Source organism: Cellulomonas septica, assembly GCF_012396155.1.
GTDB classification, from domain to species: Bacteria; Actinomycetota; Actinomycetes; order Actinomycetales; family Cellulomonadaceae; genus Cellulomonas; species Cellulomonas septica.
Genome location: NZ_JAAXOY010000722.1, coordinates 1 through 1,719 on the forward strand (window position 1 = coordinate 1; position 1,719 = coordinate 1,719).

The following is a 1,719-nucleotide window of genomic DNA, read 5'->3' on the forward strand; positions in this document are numbered from 1 at the left end:
CGACCGGTTCCAGCAGGCCGGTCGCCCACGTCGTCGCAGGTGGCACCCGCTGCGGGCCTTACCGGTCAAGTAGAGTGCCGTCGAGGGGTCGCGGGAGCGGTCCCAGCGTGTGTATCGTATCGTTTCGACACCTCCCGGCGGCCGGAGGGTGCCGCACCCGGGACGCAGCAGTCCCCGCCCACGGCCGTCCCGCAGAACCCGAACGCGAAGGACCTCCATGACCGCGACGCGCCCCTCCGGCCGCCAGTTCTCCGACGACTTCCTCTGGGGCTCCGCCACGGCCTCGTACCAGATCGAGGGCGCGCACGACGAGGACGGCCGCGGCCCGTCGATCTGGGACACCTTCTCCCGCACGCCGGGCAAGGTCCTCAACGGCGACACGGGTGACGTCGCGGTCGACCACTACCACCGGGTGGCGCAGGACGTCGCGATCATGCAGGACCTCGGCCTGCAGGCCTACCGCTTCTCGATCGCGTGGCCGCGCATCCAGCCGACCGGCTCGGGCGAGTTCAACCAGGCCGGCCTCGACTTCTACTCCGACCTCGTCGACCGCCTGATCGCCGCGGGCATCAAGCCCGTCGCGACGCTCTACCACTGGGACCTCCCGCAGCCCCTCGAGGACGAGGGCGGCTGGGCGAACCGTGAGACCGCGTACCGGTTCGCCGACTACGCCCGCAAGCTCGCCGAGGTCCTCGGCGACCGCGTCCACCTCTGGACCACGCTCAACGAGCCGTGGTGCTCCGCGTTCCTCGGCTACGCGTCCGGCGTGCACGCCCCCGGCGTGACCGACGAGGTCAAGGCGCTCCAGGCCGTCCACCACCTCAACCTGGGCCACGGCCTCGCCGGCCGTGCGATCCGCGAGGTCCTCGGGGAGGACGCGCCCGTCTCGATCACGCTCAACCTGCACGTCACGCGCGCCGCGACCGACTCGGCCGACGACGTCGAGGCCAAGCGCCGCATCGACACCATCGCCAACGAGGTGTTCCTCGGCCCGCTGCTCGACGGCGAGTACCCCAAGGAGGTGTTCGCGGACACCGCGCACCTCACCGACTGGTCCTTCGTGCACGAGGGCGACCTCGAGCTCATCCGCATCCCGCTGACGGTCCTCGGCGTCAACTACTACTCGACGGGTCGCGTCCAGAAGGGCGCCGGCGTGCGGCTCGCCCCCGGCACCCCCGGTCCTGACGGGCACCGCGTGTCCGAGCACTCGCCGTGGGTCGCCGCCGAGTCGGTCGAGTGGCTCCCGCAGCCCGGCCCGCACACCGCGATGGGCTGGAACCAGGAGCCCCAGGGCCTCGTCGACCTGCTCCTCGAGCTCCGCGACCGCTACCCGAGCCAGCCGCTCGCCATCACGGAGAACGGCGCCGCGTTCTACGACACCGTCTCCGAGGACGGCCGCGTGCACGACGCCGAGCGCGTCGCCTACCTGCACGACCACATCGACGCCGTCGGCGAGGCCGTCGAGAAGGGCGCCGACGTCCGCGGCTACTTCGTGTGGTCGCTGCTCGACAACTTCGAGTGGGCGTACGGCTACGACCGCCGCTTCGGCGTCGTCCGCGTCGACTACGACACGCAGGAGCGCATCGTGAAGGACTCGGGTCTCTGGTACCGCGAGCTCCTGCGCACCCGCACGATCGCGCCCGTCGAGACGGCCGCCGCGATCCAGCCCTGACCCCCGCGCACCGGACGGCCCGCCCCTCGCACGGGGGCGGGCCGTCC

Annotated in this window: 1 protein-coding gene; it reads left to right on the top strand. The window is 72.1% G+C overall.

The genetic code is table 11. The annotated features are described in order from the left end of the window. Positions 1–217 precede the first annotated feature (217 nt). The gene (locus HGA02_RS18560) at positions 218–1,672 is read left to right on the top strand and encodes a glycoside hydrolase family 1 protein (RefSeq protein ID WP_168680795.1); all 1,455 of its coding nucleotides are present in this window, start codon (positions 218–220) and stop codon (positions 1,670–1,672) included. Positions 1,673–1,719 lie beyond the last annotated feature (47 nt).